The following is a 17,336-nucleotide window of genomic DNA, read 5'->3' as shown; positions in this document are numbered from 1 at the left end:
ATGCTACGATTTGAACAGATCAGTAAAACCTATCAATTAGGCATGCAGCCGCTGCTGGCGTTGAGTGCGGTGAATGGCGAAGTCAAACAAGGTGAAATGCTAGCGCTGTGCGGCCCGTCAGGTTCGGGAAAAAGCACTTTGCTCAATATCTTGGGGCTGCTTGATCAAGATTACCAAGGTGACATTGAACTGGCGGGTTACCCTTACCCAACCGATCCAAGAGAGGCGGCGGCGCGGCGGCGCAAAAAATTAGGCTTCGTTTTCCAAAAATTCAACTTAGTTCCGGTGATGACAGCGGCGGAAAATATTGCTTACCCGTTGATGCTAAATGGCTACAGCCTGCGCGATCAGCGTACTTTAACGCGCACTATGCTAGCCAAAGTGGGGTTAGAAACGCTGGCTCACCACCGGCCGGATCACCTTTCAGGCGGTCAGCAACAGCGCGTAGCCATTGCGCGCGCGCTGATCCATAACCCAGAAATGGTGATTGCCGACGAACCTACCGCCAGTTTAGACAGCCATACCGCCAATGTGGTGATCGACATCATGAAAAGCCTTGGACACGAAATGGGCACCACTTTTATTGTGGCTACGCACGACGCGCGCATGGCCAACCGCTGCGACCGAACCTTGCAGCTTGTAGATGGCAAAGTGATTCAGGAGGCGATGAAATGGGCAAGCTGATTTCTATGGAATGGCGTATGGCGGCGCTGAATTTACTGCGCAATCGCCGCCGCAGCCTGCTTTCGGTATTGATCATTGCCATTGCTGTTTTCGCATTGACCAGCGCCGGAGGATTTGGCCTTTATACTTACCAAGCACTGCGCGAATCCACTGCGCGCGACACCGGGCATTTAACGCTCAGCCAACCGGGCTTTTTTGAGCAAGATGAAGAGTCGCCACTGGCTAATGGGATTGCCGACAGTGCGTTGATTGTTGAGCGATTAATCGACGATAAGCGGATACGAGGCATTCAGCCACGCATTGAGTTTAGCGGGTTGGTCTCTAACGGTAGCAAATCGACCATTTTTGTCGGTTCCGGCGTTAACCATAAAGAGTTTGATATGAAAGGGCCATTTTTGGACGTTCGCCAAGGCAAAACCTTGTCCAATATTGACTCCCCTCGATTTGATACGAGTGAGCCGGAAGTGATGCTGGCGGTGGATCTCGCCAAAAACTTAAACGTGTCGATTGGCGACTGGGTTACTTTACTGACCAGTACCGCTGATGGCGCGCTCAACGCGGTTGATTTCAAAGTGCACGGCATCTATTCCACGGGTGTGCCTGAATTGGATAAACGCCAATTGTATCTGCACATTCAATCGGCCTCTGAGCTGTTAGCTTCGAATAAAGTGAGCACCTTATCGCTGTTTTTGTTTAGCACCGAACAGACAGAAAGCATGCGGCATTGGGTTGAAAACAAACTGTCATTAATGAGCCTTCGCCAAGCGATTCAAGTGACGCCTTGGCAGCAGCGCGCGTTTTTTTATCAAAAAGTAAAAGATCTTTACGATCGCATCTTCGGCATCATGGGCTTGGTGATGGGGTTGGTGGTCTTCGTCGCGCTATTTAACACCTTAACCATGTCGGTCACGGAGAGAACACGTGAAATCGGAACGCTGTCGGCGCTTGGCACTTACCCAAATGAAATCGTCGCCAGCTTCATACGCGAAGCCGTACTGCTAGCCATTTTAGGCACGCTGGTGGGTGCGGCATTCAATGCCCTAGCAAGCGTGTTATTGATGGTAGTCGATGTGCAAATGCCACCACCACCAGGACGCACGGAAGGGTATCCTTTACATATTTATTTTTCATGGGAATTGGTTCTGCTGAGTGCGCTTGGCGTACTGAGCATTTGTATTGCAGCGGCTTGGTTGTCGGCACGCAAAGGAGTCAACAAGCCAATCACGGAGGCACTGGCTTATGTATAAATGGATGATGTTATTACTGATCACGCTTAGCGGTGGCTACTCGGCCGCTGGCTGGGCGGCGCTGGATGCAGGGCAAATGACCAAAAACGCCGACCAATATCGCCTTGGTTACAGCGCGGCCAAAGTCGTCTCTTTGGTGTCGCTTTATGAACGTGGTGAGCTCGATAAAACGCGTCAATATCACGTGTATACCAAAGCCAATCGCGACTCGTTAGTGGTGTTCAAATCCTCCGTTGAAGCGGGGCAAAAAATGCTGATGCTCGATGAAAACTACTGGTTGTTGATGCCAAAAAGCCGCCGCCCTATTCGTATTACGCCAATGCAAAAACTGCTTGGTGAGGCTTCGGTGGGCGATATTTCAACACTGACGTGGAGCGAGGATTACCAAAGTCAATTGATGGGTGAAGAGCAGATAGAAACACCCAGTGGTCAACCTTACCTGACGCATAAGTTGTCATTACTGGCTGTCACAGAAGGGGCGAACTACCAGCAAATTATCTTATGGTTGGATAAAGAGAACGATTTCCCAATCAAAGCTTCTTTGTATTTACGCTCTGGAAAACTGGCCAAGCAGGCTTGGTTTCGCGCTGGTGAAAAAGAGGGACGAATGCGCGTAACCAGTATGACGCTGCTTGATCAAATTCAACCGACCAAAAAAACGGTGGTTGAGTATCAACACATCGAGCCCATGGAGCTAGATGAAAAATATTACAACCCCGCCTATCTGACTCGTAACAGTCTATCGGAGTTATGAGATGAAGCGTGTTGCGTTCGCTTGTTTAACCAGCGTATTGAGCTTAGCGGCGCGGGCAGAAGCCCCCAGTTTTGATTGGGATTGGGTAATGAGCGCATCCACCACGGCGCATCGCGACAGCCTTTTTTTTCCTAGTAATCAAGCGCGCGATACGCAGCAGATTGATGCGTTATTGGATGTAGAAATGAGGTGGCATGGCTGGTTGGGTCTAGTGGCTATCAAACAAAACGCCCTGTGGAGTAGCGATGCACAGCAGCACGCCGACAGCGAGTTCATTCTACAAGAACTGTTTTGGCAAGGCAGCCTAGTGCTGGCTGATGTGCCGTTTGAGCTGACACTAGGAAAAGTGCGCTTGGATTGGGGAGTGGGCTACGGTTATCGTCCGCTTGATCTCTTTCAGCCTTATCGCCGCAATCCGGTCGGTATTCAGGTAGAAGAGGGGGCCGGAACGCTCTCTGCTTCTTATTATGATCAGCAAGGTGAATGGACGCTTTTTTATACAGATTCCTCTTGGACAGAGCAGCAAGGCAGCGAGTTACAACAAATGACCGAACAACAAGGGGCGGGCGTAAGGCGTTATCAGTTGATGGGCAATGCCGAATGGCAGGCGATTGCTTACTATGATGACGTTCGACGCGGCGTGCTGGGTAGCTCGTTTGTTACTGTGCTCACTGACGCATGGGAAGTGCATGCATCAGCGCTCTATCAGCGTCACTATTTGGCGTACCAACGGCCCAGCGCGTTGGCTCAAGCAGTTTACTCTCAACAACAAGAGATTGAATCGCGCATGGATCTTGAATCACGAACGCAAGGCTATCAGGCACTGGTAGGGTTCAACTGGTCGGGAAGTGATGGGCAAAGCGTCATTGCAGAATATTGGTTCGACAGTCGCAGTTGGGGAAAAGAGCAGTGGCAACAAGCGCAGACCAACGCGGATTCGGTTCGTTATCAGCATAATCAAGCGTTAGGTTGGTCTTACGCACAAGGCTATAACCAAGTGAATCTCGTGCAGCATAATGTGATGTTGCATGCTTCGTTAGATAGCCAAGCTTGGCGTCATTGGCCGTGGAGCCAGAGTATTGAATGGTTGCAAGGCTTAGTGCCGACACTTGATGTGCTGATTGCACCGCAAGATGGCGGCGTGATCGCTACCCAATGGCTCAATTACTCAGTGTACGATTCGGGTACAGCCTCTATCGAAATCGAACTGGCCGCACGTTTTATGACTGGGCCTGCTGACTCTACATATGCAAACTTACCAGATAAGCATATGATTCTATTAAATATGAAAGGGAAATTCTAATGTGCGAGAAAGTTGAGATTCGAAATCTTGCCAAAAGCTTGCTATTTACTTCGCTGTTTTGTGTGGTGATCGCCTTTACCACTCAGGCTATTTGGCCCAGTGACATCACGTTGCACTTAGCAATAAGCTTTGGCTACGGTTACAGCGCAGTGGCCATTGCTCACTTACTAAGTCGCTTCGCACCGCAGTTGTCCGCACGCTTAGTGAACGTTTTTTCGCTCACGGGGTCGATGATTTTCGGTACGTTACACGCTTATTTATGGCTTAGTAAATACGCGCACTTTAGTCATTTTTCAGCAATGAAACCGGTGATTTTTCTCGGTTTCGTTTTTACTGGCGTTTGCTTTTTCTACTTCTACGCGCATGAACAAAAGCTGATTGCTGAAAAAGCGCTGGAAGCCTCCAAACGGCGTCAATCTGAACAAGAGAAAGCCTTGATTTTGAGCCAGTTGCAGCAGTTACAAAGTCAAATTGAACCCCATTTCTTATTTAATACGCTTGCCAATATCAGCGTGTTGATTGGCTCTGAGCCTTATAAAGCGCAAATGATGCTCGAAAAGCTAACCGACTTATTGCGTGGGTCGCTGCGTAGTAACCGCAATCGCACCACAACGCTACGTGAAGAGTTACATTTAGTCGATGCGTATTTGGGTATTCAAAAAATTCGTTTAGGTGATCGGCTGGATTATGAGATTGCAATGCCTGGCGCAGCGGATGACATTCCTTTGCCGCCGATGCTGTTACAACCTTTGGTTGAGAATGCTGTTAGCCATGGTATTGAGCCTAAAGCTGCGGGGGGGAAAGTGACCATCAAAAGTGAAATTTATGACGAGTGGTTTGAAGTCAGTGTCTGTGACAGTGGCATTGGATTACAGCCGAGTGCTCTTTCAGCAGGACATGGTATTGCGTTGGATAATATTCGCCAGCGCTTAAGCGGCCTATTCGCTGATGATGCGTGTCTCACTATCGCCCAAAATCATGATGCTGGCGTGACGGCAACGATTAGAATAAAGCGGCTATTATTGGACCAACTACAAGGAAGTGCCACATGAGTACTGTCTCTGCGACCGCTATTATTGCTGATGATGAACCGCTATTGCGGCATCATTTAAACCGTGCATTAGGAGAAGTGTGGCCAGAGCTCGATATTGTCGCGCAAGCCGAAAATGGACGCGTGGCATTGTCCATGATTGAGCAGCATCAGCCTGAGGTGGCCTTTATTGATATTCGAATGCCAGAAATGGATGGTATGTCGCTCGCAAGGCAATTGGCTGGTTTGGCAAAGCCACCACTGATTGTATTTATCACCGCCTATGACGAGTATGCCATTCAAGCTTTTGAAGCCAATGCGGCGGATTATTTATTGAAACCGCTTTCTGAAGCGCGTTTAGTGCAGTGCTGTACTAAGTTGCAGCTAAGATTAGCCGAGCATTCTTCTGAGCGACAATTACCTGATTTGCAAACCCTTTTACAGCAGATACAGCATATAAGCCAACAGGCATCGCCGTCGTTTTTAAGCTGGTTAAAAGTTCAAAAAGGTGAAGATATTCACCTGATTTCGGTGGCGGATATGTTGTACGCTAAAGCCGAAGACAAATATTTATCCATATACGTAAAGAGTGATTCTGGAGTGCAGGAGTTCTTACTGCGCAGTTCATTGAAAGAGTTGCTGCAGCAGCTTGACCCGAATCAGTTTTGGCAAATCCACCGTTCAACGGCAGTGAATGTTGCCAAGATAGATAAAGTGAAAAAAGAGTTCACGGGTAAAATGTACGTCTTGATTGGTCCTGATAAGTTACCCGTCAGCCGTGCGCTGCAAGCTCAATTTAAGTCGTAACTGAATTTAAGCCACCGTTCGATTGATCGCGTGATTAGCGGTGTGCGATCTGCTTGGCGGACAGGGTAAATTGGAAGAAAGCATCCACAGACATAGGTTCAGAATAATAAAAACCTTGGATGTAACGTACACCCAACAGCTCTAATTCTCTCACCTGATCTTGGTTCTCAACGCCCTCAGCAATCAGCCGCATGTTCAATTGCTTTGCTAGTTTAATCATCGACACTAACACCGAAGTAATGGCTGAATTTTGATGCAAGCTTTTAATAAACACTTGATCAATTTTGAGAGTGTGGAAGTCGTGTTGGTGGATAAAATTTAAACCCGAGTAGCCGGTACCAAAATCGTCAATCGCGATTTTAAAGCCTAGCTGTTTCAGTCGCTGTAAGTTTTCCATAGCTAACTTCAACTCGTCCACGTTGAAATGGTTGTCTTCGGTGATCTCCAACAGAAGTCGTGGAACAATCGCTGGGTGTTTTGTCGCGTAGCGTTTCATGTAATCCATAAAGTAATTATCAATGATCAATAACCGGCTGATGTTGATGCTGATGTATTGATCGTGCAACGCATGTTTGTGCTGCTCCACACATTCTGTCACCAATTTCAACACACGGTAGGTGATTTGGTGAATCACGCCAATACGCTCTGACAACGGGATAAAAATGGTGGGTGAAATATAGCCTTGAGAGGGTTCATTCCAGCGCAGTAGCGCTTCGCTACCAACAATTCTATTCTCGGTAATATCGACGATCGGTTGTAAATAGAGTTCCAACTGATGGTTTGATATTGCCTCTCTCAAAGAGACTTCTAAGGTGTTTCGGCTGAGGTAATAGTTGTGATAAGCAAGATAAATCAAAGAGATAATACTTGCTGTAAGCAAGACAAGCCATAAGTTATCGAGAAAATGGTAAGCATAAGATCCGTTATTTAAGTAGATCTGAATTGAGAGTGGGTAATGCTCGGATTTAAAGAGAAAGCTAGTATGAGCAGAATCGATCTCTTCCTGATCACTGCGAATACTTTGGCTTAACACGTTGACCTGATAGCCGTAGTGCCATTTGGCAAGTTTAGGAGCGACTAGGTTCATAAACTGTTCTGGAGGCATCAGTGCATTGAGGCCGCTCATATCTGGCTGTGAAGCATAGACAAAAAATGTTTGCTCTTTACTGCGAGATTTTGTTAATGAAATGGTCGTATTCGTTGGAGATTGTTTAAGCCTGTCAAGAATATGTTTGTATAAATGAATGGTGGTATGGCCTTCATTGCTGGTGCAAAAAATAGTCCCGTGAGCGTTGTACATGCCCACTTCTTTGACCATTTTTGAGCGAAATACATAGCTCCTCAGAGCAATGATGTCTTCTCTTTGGCAGTGCTTTGAAATGTTTTTACTTAACTGGTTCAGTTCATCCGACGTTTGATTGATGTGATGTTCCAGTTGTGTAATGGCTTGTTCACCGAAGCGGGTTGCCTGCCGGTTAGTGTCATAAAAGTTTTTAACTATCGCGAAAGTAAACACAAACAAGAAAATACCCAGAATAGGAATAAATGCGTTTATCTTTGCCGAAAGTATCTCTTTTGCAACGCTAAATTTGCTCGGTGAACTGTCATTGTTTTGCATTACAGACAGTGCTCATAGGTTATTACCAGTAAAAATCAGTATTGCTTTTATGTTGATTACTATAAGTAATTAATTTCTAAACGTAACCTAGAGTCTTGTCTCAAAAGTGAGATGAAAGAGCAGTTATCTGTTTTTCAAAGGCTTTGTTGCTCATTTCCAATTTCATAATTTTCTTAATATACAAGTCGATAGTGTTTTTTTATGGGATTAGTGCCTAGCGCGACTCCATTTTGACGCTGGTGAGCCTTTAACGCACAATTAGATTAAAATGTAATCTACAGAAATATAAAATTGCATAATCAATTGCGACTAAACTAACAATTAGTTTACTGATCGTTTTTTCATCTATCTCATCGTCGAGAAGTATTTGGGGGCCTTATGGATTTACAAGTGGTTGTTCAGCCTGCGTCAGTACAAGAAGTGGTTGGTGATGTTATCGCAGCGGATGCCAAAGGTAATGCGCGTAAAGTAAGCGCGGGTGATCAATTAAATAAAGATGAAATCTTAATCACAGTGAATCATTCGTCGGTGACGATACTGCTTAATGGCCAAGCGACCGTAGTCGATCAGAATTGTATTACTTGTTTTAGCAATGCGTCACCAGATTCTGAGAGCTCAGTTGACTTAGTTCAATTTCCGATTGAAGGCGAGATCAACGCTGATCTGAGCTTATTAGACGAGGTGAGTTTTGACGCAGATAATATTGCTGCCATCCAACAAGCCATTTTAGATGGCCAAGACCCGACCCAAATACTTGAAGCAACCGCCGCCGGAGCAGGTGGTGAAGGCTCTGCAAATGCTGGCTTCATCACCATTGATTACAATTTTGCAGAAGTATTGGCGAGTACGTTTTTCGAAACTGCAGGGCGTGATGCTCAGCAATCATTGACTGAAACGAATTTGAGTCCGTTGCGTTTTACCGCTGGGGGTGAATCATTATCAGCGGCATTAGTTGAAGGTTCGCTCTCACTAAGTTCGTATCCACAATCAGTGACGGCAAATGTTTTAATCGTGGCGGGAGATCTGCCACTGGATGCCGCCTCTTTTGTCCCTGAATCCCTTTCATTAGCTGCGCTATTGTCAGAGCTGAATAGCGATATTACTTCGGCTGGGCGAGCGGTAAGCTTTCGTTATGATGCTACGGCTAACCATATTGTCGGTGAACTTGACGGCAGTGAAGTGCTACGGATTGATTTAGTGGCGACGTCTGTCGGTAAAGACATCAACTTAGAGATAGTGACGACCATTAGTCAACCGATTGACCATGTTCCCTCCGTGGGAGGTGGCTTAGTTTCTTTTGCCAATGATCAAATTGCGATTCAATTTGATGTAACCGGTTCTGATGCGGGTGGAAATCCTATTCGCTCGCCGATTTCTATCGCAATCAGTATTGGTGATGGTAATAACCCTGTTATGTCCGATGAACCGTCGACGTCCGTTTATGAGGATAATTTGGCAAATATCGGTTCGGATGCCAGTGCTTCACAGACGATTACCGTTTCAGGACAGTTTGATACTCAATTGGGTTCTGATCAAATTGAAAGCTATCAGTTGGATTTAAGTGCTAATCCGTTGGCGGGGTTAACCTCGGCTGGTGTCGCGGTACAATTGGCCTCTTCCTCGTCATTGAACGGGGTTTATACCTATCAGGCGAGCGCCAATGGCCAGCCTATTTTTGAGTTGATATTAAACCCAGACGGTCGTTACCAGTTTACGTTACAAGGCGCGCTGGATCATCCAGCCAATAGTGATGAGTTATTACTCAACCTTTCGGTATTGGCAACCGATTATGATGGTGATAGCTCTGAAAGTGTGCGTTTACCAATCAACATTATTGACGATAAACCTGAAATCATTGGTGTGGATGCGCTCAGCGTTGACGAAGACGATTTAGCGTCAGGCTCAGACAGCAGCAAAGAGCCGTTGTTCGCCGAAGGCTATTTCACCACTACCCAAGGGGCCGATACGGTAGTGAGTTATCAGCTTGATACCAGCATCAACCCCATCGCTGGGTTAACCTCGCAAGGTGAAAGTGTGGTATTGGGCGCGGCGACAGTTGACGCCAACGGTAACTACCTCTATCAAGCAAGTACTACCCCAAGCGGTCAGACGGTATTTAGCTTAGTGCTTAACGCAGATGGCAGTTATCGTTTTACCCTACAAGGGCCAATTGACCATGCGCAGGGGAGCGATGAGCTACTGGTGAATTTCAAGGTGGTTGCAACCGACTATGATGGCGACAGCGCCAACATTCTGCTGCCTGTCACCATTCATGATGATCAGCCAATCATCGCGGGTGTGCAAGCGCTCAGCGTTGACGAAGACGATTTAGCGTCAGGCTCAGACAGCAGCAAAGAGCCGTTGTTTGCCGAGGGAGTTTTTACTACTCAAAGCGCGGATAAGGTGGTGAGCTATCAGTTGGATACCAGCAGTAACCCGCTTGCAGGTCTAACTTCGCAAGGTGAAGCGGTGAGTTTGGGCGCGGCGACAATCGATGCCGACGGCAACTACCACTATCAAGCTAGCGCTGCACCGAGCGGCAATGCAGTGTTTAGTTTGGTGCTCAATGCGGATGGTAGCTATCGTTTTACCCTGCAAGGTCCGATTGACCATTCGCAGGGGAGCGATGAGCTGCTGGTAAATTTCAAGGTAGTGACAACCGATTATGATGGCGACAGCGCCAACATTCTGCTGCCCGTCACCATCCATGATGATCAGCCAATCATCACCGGCGTGCAAGCGCTCAGCGTTGACGAAGACGATTTAACGTCAGGCTCAGACAGTAGCAAAGAGCCGCTGTTCGCTGAGGGAATGTTTACCACTCAAAGCGCCGATAAGGTGGTGAGCTATCAGTTGGATACCAGCAGTAACCCGCTTGCGGGCTTAACCTCGCAAGGCGAAGCGGTGATCTTGGGCGCGGCGACAATCGATGTCAATGGTAACTACCACTACCAAGCCAGCACCACACCCAGTGGCAATGCGGTGTTTAGCTTAGTGCTCAATGCGGATGGCAGTTACCGTTTTACTTTGCAAGGTCCGATTGATCACGCCGCAGGCAGCGATGAGCGACTGGTGAATTTCAAAGTGGTGGCGACGGACTATGATGGCGACGCCTCTGACATTCTACTGCCTGTCACTATTGTGGATGACAAGCCAACGATTGTCGGCATTCGCACCGGTAGCGAACAGAGCGTGGATGAAGATGACTTAGCCACGATCGGTTCTGATCGTTCAGACAGCACCGTTATTGCTGGGCACTTTGATGTGATTGACGGGGCCGATGGTATTGTCAGTTATCAAGTGTCTGATCTCACCACGCCTGTCGAGAATTTAACGTCTGGTGGTCAAGAGATAGAGATCATCCAAATTTCAAGCAGTAATGGTGTCACTGTTTATGAGGCGGTGATTAAGAATACGACGGATGTGGTTTTTCGTCTCACGTTAAATGGCTCGGCCGATAGTTACCAATTTGAACTGCTTAAAGCCATCGACCACCCGACGGGTAATGGTGAAAATAGTTATATTTTAGATCTTCCGATTACCGCAACTGATAGAGATGGCGATGTTTCAGCCTCAGCGAGTTTGCCAATATCGATTGTTGATGATATTCCAACTTTGCATGATAAAAGCATCACTAGTGTTGAAAATACGGCGATAAAAACAGTCAATTTATTTAGCCAAGACAACAATACCTCACCGGATACTCAAGGTGCAGATCATGGTGCGATCACTAAATTTGTGGCCATTGATGAAGCGGGTCGTGATATTCAATTTAGGGATGGCAATGGCGCAAGCTTAGCTAATGAAATTGAACTTAACGGCATCACAAAAACGGTCACGGTTGTCGAAATAAAAAATGGTGTTGAGCGTGATTTAGGCACACTGACGATAACGCCTAACGGTAACGCGACATTTAAACCAGTTGCTAGCCTTGAACATGGTGATGATCCGACCATTTCATTTACTGTCGATGTCACTGCACAAGATTTTGATGGTGATGCCTCAACCGAACAGTTGAACATCAATATTCTTGATAGAAATGCCACTATCACAGTTGCTAATGTTATTGGCGCTGAAGATGCTGGACGCGATGGTGTCACTATTTTGTTTAACGACCCCAATCAAATCACTAATAGCCAAGATAACCAATCCGGCTTAAATACTTCACCGCTTAAAGTGGATTTGCAGATCAATCTTTATGATTTGGATCGCAATGAATCGATTGGTGATGTAAAAATCACGGCCAGCAACGCGCATGGCGATTTTTACTATCTCAATAGTTCGGATGTTTATGTCAAATTAGAGCTAGTCAGTGGACGATTTGTTTTGCCCGCAGACGCGGTGGAGCAAAGCTTAACAGGCAGTGTTGCTAAGATTGAAAACTTGTATTTTGTGCCTGACCGTCACTATGCCAGCGCTAATGGTGGCTTCCAACTCAATATTACTGTGCAGGTTTTGAATAATGGCCTGCACGATCATAATGTGAACGGGAAATTGCGCATTGAGGTGGAAAGTGTGGCCGATATTGCGACTTGGACCTCAAGCAGCCAATTTCATTATGATGCAGTAGAAGATAGTGACAATATTACTCTCGATGTTTTAGCGCAGACACAAGATAACAGTACCCCCGAAATAATCCTGTATGAGATCCGCTTTACTCAAGGTGAAGGTGAGGCGCAACTAGTCTACGCAGATGGTACGCCGGTTGGAATGAGCTCGGATGCTTCAGGTCACTATTATCTTGTTAGCGCGAGTAACATTAACCAAGTACAAGTTGACCCTAATGATAATTTCAGTGGTCAGATCAAACTTGATATTACAGCGATCACGACCGAGCAAACTAACGCTCACGTTGGTAAAGAGAGCGCCCGATCAGAAACGAAAGAAATCGTGATAGATGTTAGCCCTGTTGCCGACATGGGCAGCTTCTCTGTCAATCGAGTCAATGTTTTTGAAGATAATGCCGCTACGCAAAATACCGTTGACCCCACCACAGATCACGATCCCTTGTTATTAAGTGAAGTCATTACGATGGCGGGATCCGTTGATTCTGATGGTTCAGAAACACTCTATGTGCGTCTTTCTGATTTTTCAGAAACAGGTGTCACACTGATTTGGTTGGGAGCCGGAGCCAGCGAAATATCACAAATAACCGATGCCAATGGTCATACTTATTATGAAGTTCCTGAACAATATCTTGACCAAGTTGAAGTGCTACCCCCATTGCATAGCAACGCTGATTTTACCTTCTCTGTTGAAGGGATTATTAAAGATATGGTCAATCTTTCTACGGGTGCGGTGACAGATGAAATCTCGTTAGGTGCTAAGACGGTTAATGTTTCAGTTAAGGGCGTAGCAGATATTCCAACCATTGATTTTCACTCAAACAGTACTAACACTTGGAATGAATTTAGTGAAAATGGTCTGCAAGTGATTGAAACGACGATTGATGAAAATCAATCCGTTGGCTTTGGCTTTAGTGTGTTATCCGGTGAGCTTGCGGATAATCCAGCGGACAGCTCTGAGTCGATCACCGTTTTGCTGTCGAACATTCCAGATGGTGTCAAACTGTATGACAGTGTTGGTAGCGTGATTAACTTGGTATTTGTTGGTTACGATACTGCGCAGCAACCTATTTATCAGGCGAATCTAACTTCAGCGCAGGTTGATTCAGGTATTCGAGTTGAGCCATCTCATTCATCGACCGAAAACATCAACATCAAAATGACCACCATCGTTACTGAAAATGATGGACATACGCGTCAAATTGAGTCGGAAATTCGCATTAAAGTGGCACCGGTGATTGATGTTGTTGACAACTATCAATCACACTCGCTTGGTAACGAGGACAGCCGCATTAATATTCATTGGCAGCCAGAAGAGGAACAACATCTTGATGCTGATGAATATTTTGCCTCTGTTACACTTTCTGGCTTCCCAGCTGGTAGTACTATTTACGTCGATGGTGTTGTCACGGCCTTAGACAGTGACGGCAAGCTCATTTTGACCCCCGCACTGGGACAGAGCGAGCAAGATTTCTCAGCGCAAGTGCTGACAACTGGTTACGTTCAAGTTCGGCCACCAGAGCACTCCAGTACTGATTTTACCTTGAGCACTGAGATTGTGGTTAAAGAGCAAGACAGCGAATACGTCGATGCAATCAATTCTGGCGAAGGTATTGCTTCGAAAGTCATTCATGGCTCTGTTGATGTTACGGTAAGGCCGATAGTTGAAGCTGATGGACAACTGCGTGTTGAAGACAACGGCGTAGTCACAAATAAAGCTGTCGCAGATGCCTCTGGTGCTATTTACTTTACTATTAATGATGCGGCCGGCGGCGAGCCTAATGCGAACGTTATACGCTTTGATAATGCAGACACTCAATCGACAGAAGGTTACCAATCATTAGAAGTGGTCGACCAACTGGTGGTGCGTTTTAGCAATATTACGCCACAGGTACTTGATCAACTACTGATTACTGGTGCAATTAATAATGGGGATGGCTCATGGACCATTGTTGATGAGCAGAATTTCAGTGTAAAAGCGCCGAATGGCCTGACATTGAGTAGTGGTAACGATCCTGATGGTGATGGTTATAACGACATCACTGTGACCATTTTTGCCCAAGTGTATGACCAAGGGGAAGATAGCTCTGAAGCCAAAGTGGTTCAACAAGTGCAATCAGAGCTCACCTTACAATTTCCGCTCACGGCTACGGGCAACAACACGGTAGCGGCTGACATTACTTTAGTTGGCAATGCGGATGATATTGTATTAGGCGTCGAAGATAACGCCATTAACTTAGGTCAGCAAATTCAAGATAAATTGATGGTGAGCGCTTCAGGTTTTGATGGTGTAGAAGATGAGCTCAGTATTGTCATCGCGCAAAGTGTGCTGCCAGTTGGCGCAAGTTTATCTGGTGGTCATTTTGATTTCGTTGATGGCTTGTATGTATACAAAGGTACCGTGAATACCGATGGCTCGATTTCAGGGTTAGAAAATCTGCATCTGCATCTACCTGAAGATTACGCGGGCGACTTTAATTTGCCGATTACTTTTGTGACGACAGACACGGCTTCTGGTGATGAAAAAACCTTCAGTACGCAAATCCCAGTGGCAGTTTCTCCTGTGGCCGATGTTCCCGGAACGCATCAACCGCAAGATGATGACATTACCCCTAAAGCGACATTGACTGTAGAAGGTTCGCTTGGGTTAGATGCAAATCATCAGCCGACTTCAAGCTCGTCCGACGTTCCGACCAATGACGGCACCGGGTATGAAGATGGTATTATTCATCTTTCGCTCGACATTGACCTTGCTGATATTCGCAATAGCGCTACGGAAGGACAAGAGGTGCTGAGCGAAGTCACCTTAACCCTACAAGGAACCAATATCGGAACCTTTGTTGATGCGCAAGGCAATGATCTCGGTACCAGTATCACTTTTAGTCAGCCTCAGCTACCTGCGGCATTAGACAATGTTTATTTCAAACCCGCACCCAATTATCCGACTGGCGATGATGATAATACCGTCAACATTACCGTGGCGGGGAAAGTGACTGATATCACGCAATTTGATGATACCAATGCCAATGCGTTGGGTGTGGCTAATACTGATGCTGATAAACCATTTACCACACAAGTAAGTTTTGATGTGACGCCAGTGGTAGACGACGTCATTATTTCCAGTGGTGGTAGCAGCAATATTGAAGTGAGCGGTCTGGAAGATGAGTGGATTGTCCTTTCTAAACCGGGTTCTGAATTTACCGTTGATCTGACCGATACAGATGGCTCTGAGGTATTTGTGTCGATCAAGCTTACTGGGGTGCCGACGGATTTTGTCGTGAGTTCTCTCTCTTCTGACTATACCGTGAAAAATAATGGTGGTGGTGAGTGGAGCATTCAGATTAACAACCCAGCACAAACCTCGATCAATTTATCCGATATTGCGATGAAACCTGCGAAGAACTTTAGTGGCGAAGTGGAAATCGGCATCAAGGTCTTTACCCAAGAATCCTTGCTTGGTGTGCCTGTAGAGCATAACGGCAGCTTTAGATTGGATATTGCGCCCGTTGGGGATGTGGTGGATGTTGAACCAGTGACTAACGGCGCTGGCGATGAAGGCGTTGACATTGAAATTGATATCAACGCGCAAATTATCGATAAAGCCGATTCCATTGCAGCTGGTACGAACCATAGTGAAAACTCACCAGAAACGTTGAGAATTGAAGTTTCCGGGGTGCCAGATGGAGCAAGTATTGCATTGCCTGATGGCACGCTGGGGACTTACATCGGTGGTGGAGTATGGCTGTTGAATGCCGATGCGCAAAGCTTAGATAAACTGATTTTTAATTCTGGTGATTGGCATAAGGACACTTGGGCGGGAGATCTGACGATTAAAGTACAGTCGGTCGATACAGGGCTGGACGGTACTGAACATTTGGGGCCTGCGCGTGAGTTTACTGTTTCAGTTGATGTTCAGGCGGTCAATGATGCGCCCACCATTGATAGTGCTACGGTCACCACAACGATTAATGAAGAGGCGGGGCAAAAAGTTACCGGCTTGAGTGTGAGTGATGTCGATTATGCAGGCTCACATGCCAACGACCCCATGACGGTGATTTTGAGCGTGAGCGAAGGTTTGCTCAGTGCCGTGATCCCCGCGTTAAGTTCTGTCACGCAGAGCACCAATTTGGCTGGAGAACTCGTCCTACAAGGCACGTTATCGGATATCAACGCACTACTTAATAGCAGCGATCCCGCCAGTGGCGTTTTTGTTGATGCCACCGCGATTGGTAGTGACCATATTGATCTGACAATTAAGGCCAATGATGGTGGTGTTTATGCCGACAATGTTTCTGGTATGGCGTTAGAAGAGACAGAAACCGTCAGTATTGCGGTGACGCCCAAAGCCAATACGCCGATATTAACCCTTGATCCGAGCTTTAATTATATGAAGCAGACGTATGTTAGCCAAAGTATCAGCGCTCAAGGTATTGCATTGCTGGGGGTAATCGCGGCATTAACGGATAGCCATGAAGTGTTGTCATTGGAGATCGACAGTCTGCCAAGTGGCGCTACGCTTTCCAGTAGCTCGGGCAGCGTGACTGAGCAAAACGGAGTGTGGATTGTTTCCGCTGATGCTATCGACGGATTACAGGTTAGCGGGCTCGATTTAGGGCAACACACTCTGTCGGTAGCGGCTATCTCAACAGAAACGGATGGTAGCCGTGCAGCTTCTGCATCAATTGATATTGCGATTGAAGTATTGCCTGACGGCAGCACGATTGATCAATCAACGAACGGGGATGATGCGCAATTGCTCGCCGGTAATGTTGGGGCGCAGTTGCTAGGAGGCAGTGGTCATGATCACCTTGAAGGTGGCGATGGTGATGATTCCTTAGTGGGTGGTGGCGGAAATGATACCTTGATTGGCGGGCTTGGTGCCGACATCTTAACCGGGGGAAGTGGCGCTGACATATTTAAATGGACGCTCGATACTGTTGATGAGCAAACCGACACTATCACTGATTTCAACGCTGGTGAAGGTGATGTGATCGATCTCACTGATGTTGTGGCCGATTTACATTTACCCATGGATCAACTGCTCGTTTCGCTACACACATCTCATCAGATAGAAGCGAAAGTGATGACCAACACGACGGATGTGGAATTGGAAATTCTGACGGACAATAACGTACATCAAACCATTGTGGTGCAAGATCTTGCCAGCCAATTCAATTTTGATGGCATGGCGTCGATTGACATTGTTGGCTTCTTATTGGACAACAACATTATCAAGCATGACGTTTAAATAAAGAAAAGGGCAGTTAAATAAAGAAAAAGTGCACCCAACGGCTTCAGGCTCAGTTGGGTGCACTTTTTTATTTAGCA

Annotated in this window: 8 protein-coding genes; 7 read left to right on the top strand and 1 reads right to left on the bottom strand. The window is 46.5% G+C overall.

The window, feature by feature from the left end; genetic code table 11:
* Genes AACR75_RS03320 through AACR75_RS03295 form a run of 6 tightly spaced genes read left to right on the top strand, consistent with a single transcriptional unit; the run spans nucleotide 1 to nucleotide 5,825 of the window.
* Complete coding sequence (locus AACR75_RS03320; protein WP_047688730.1) at nucleotides 1-684, top strand: ABC transporter ATP-binding protein; 684 nt, start codon at nucleotides 1-3, stop codon at nucleotides 682-684.
* Nucleotides 672-1,931, top strand: coding sequence for an ABC transporter permease (locus AACR75_RS03315; RefSeq protein WP_047688728.1), 1,260 nt, complete (start codon nucleotides 672-674; stop codon nucleotides 1,929-1,931). The genes AACR75_RS03320 and AACR75_RS03315 overlap by 13 nt, the downstream gene beginning before the upstream one ends.
* Nucleotides 1,924-2,685, top strand: coding sequence for an outer membrane lipoprotein-sorting protein (locus AACR75_RS03310; protein ID WP_019282639.1), 762 nt, complete (start codon nucleotides 1,924-1,926; stop codon nucleotides 2,683-2,685). Before AACR75_RS03315 ends, AACR75_RS03310 begins: the two co-directional genes overlap by 8 nt.
* Before the next feature lies 1 nt (nucleotide 2,686).
* Complete coding sequence (locus AACR75_RS03305; RefSeq protein ID WP_047688726.1) at nucleotides 2,687-3,988, top strand: hypothetical protein; 1,302 nt, start codon at nucleotides 2,687-2,689, stop codon at nucleotides 3,986-3,988.
* Nucleotides 3,988-5,040 carry a sensor histidine kinase gene (locus tag AACR75_RS03300; RefSeq protein ID WP_017042182.1) on the top strand — a complete coding sequence of 351 codons (1,053 nt, stop codon included), beginning with the start codon at nucleotides 3,988-3,990 and terminating at the stop codon, nucleotides 5,038-5,040. The genes AACR75_RS03305 and AACR75_RS03300 overlap by 1 nt, the downstream gene beginning before the upstream one ends.
* The gene (locus AACR75_RS03295) at nucleotides 5,037-5,825 is read left to right on the top strand and encodes a LytR/AlgR family response regulator transcription factor (RefSeq protein WP_017042183.1); all 789 of its coding nucleotides are present in this window, start codon (nucleotides 5,037-5,039) and stop codon (nucleotides 5,823-5,825) included. Before AACR75_RS03300 ends, AACR75_RS03295 begins: the two co-directional genes overlap by 4 nt.
* A 34-nt stretch (nucleotides 5,826-5,859) precedes the next feature.
* Here the strand turns inward: AACR75_RS03295 and AACR75_RS03290 are convergent, their stop codons facing one another.
* Nucleotides 5,860-7,443 carry an EAL domain-containing protein gene (locus AACR75_RS03290; protein WP_013868399.1) on the bottom strand — a complete coding sequence of 528 codons (1,584 nt, stop codon included), beginning with the start codon at nucleotides 7,441-7,443 and terminating at the stop codon, nucleotides 5,860-5,862.
* A 378-nt stretch (nucleotides 7,444-7,821) separates the two neighbouring features.
* Here AACR75_RS03290 and AACR75_RS03285 point away from each other — a divergent pair, with 378 nt between their 5' ends.
* Nucleotides 7,822-17,256 carry a retention module-containing protein gene (locus tag AACR75_RS03285; RefSeq protein ID WP_047688723.1) on the top strand — a complete coding sequence of 3,145 codons (9,435 nt, stop codon included), beginning with the start codon at nucleotides 7,822-7,824 and terminating at the stop codon, nucleotides 17,254-17,256.
* Nucleotides 17,257-17,336: the final 80 nt, after the last annotated feature.

This window comes from Vibrio sp. ZOR0018, from assembly GCF_963865925.1.
GTDB classification, from domain to species: domain Bacteria; phylum Pseudomonadota; class Gammaproteobacteria; order Enterobacterales; family Vibrionaceae; genus Vibrio; species Vibrio anguillarum.
This window is presented reverse-complemented; position numbering and strand designations above follow the sequence as displayed.

Coding starts and splice junctions, on each gene's coding strand:
- AACR75_RS03285 (WP_047688723.1), top strand. CDS start 7,822: ATGGATTTACAAGTGGTTGTTCAGCCTGCGTCAGTACAAGAAGTGGTT.
- AACR75_RS03320 (WP_047688730.1), top strand. CDS start 1: ATGCTACGATTTGAACAGATCAGTAAAACCTATCAATTAGGCATGCAG.
- AACR75_RS03290 (WP_013868399.1), bottom strand. CDS start 7,443: ATGCAAAACAATGACAGTTCACCGAGCAAATTTAGCGTTGCAAAAGAG.
- AACR75_RS03315 (WP_047688728.1), top strand. CDS start 672: ATGGGCAAGCTGATTTCTATGGAATGGCGTATGGCGGCGCTGAATTTA.
- AACR75_RS03300 (WP_017042182.1), top strand. CDS start 3,988: ATGTGCGAGAAAGTTGAGATTCGAAATCTTGCCAAAAGCTTGCTATTT.
- AACR75_RS03310 (WP_019282639.1), top strand. CDS start 1,924: ATGTATAAATGGATGATGTTATTACTGATCACGCTTAGCGGTGGCTAC.
- AACR75_RS03295 (WP_017042183.1), top strand. CDS start 5,037: ATGAGTACTGTCTCTGCGACCGCTATTATTGCTGATGATGAACCGCTA.
- AACR75_RS03305 (WP_047688726.1), top strand. CDS start 2,687: ATGAAGCGTGTTGCGTTCGCTTGTTTAACCAGCGTATTGAGCTTAGCG.